1 pseudogene is annotated in these 530 nt (G+C 39.8%); it reads right to left on the bottom strand.

Annotation, left to right across the window (positions count from 1 at the left end):
• Nucleotides 1-247 precede the first annotated feature (247 nt).
• Nucleotides 248-530, bottom strand: a pseudogene (locus ACS8FC_RS20655) (hypothetical protein); the annotation flags it as partial.

Genomic DNA, 530 nt, shown 5'->3' on the forward strand with positions numbered 1-530 from the left:
TGATAATCATCATACTGATCGCCTTTAATGTATGACTGTGTACCGATTTAGTGCAGAATAAATTACAACTATCTTTGAAACCTATTTGCACTGCCTATTTAGTGCAGAATAACTTATAAGTGCTCTCAGTTCAGGCAATCAGATAAATCCTAGCCACCTTTGACTGTATCCCGTATAACTAAAGGATTCCTATCTCACTTCAGTTCATTTAGTCCCGCTACTATCTAGTGCAATATAAAGTACTAAATCACAGTGAGCTGCCAAACTCAACGGTTCGATCATCTGCTAATATAAGTGTGCCTTCCTCAATCTCGATTGTCATGCCGTTGGGGTTTTTGATCGCACGCATGACATTGATGTCCTCAATACTACTCTCGATAATGATTTTGCCAGATTGTTCTGGCTCGATAGCTGGGTTGAATTGTATCAACGGAACATTGAAGCTTTTACCTTGAGTAAGATTAGCATCTTTCATGCTGAGCACGCCTTTGAAGCTCCGTATAGCGACATCGCCATGATTAGATAGCATA

The sequence above is a fragment of the Psychrobacter sp. 1Y4 genome (genome assembly GCF_051847555.1).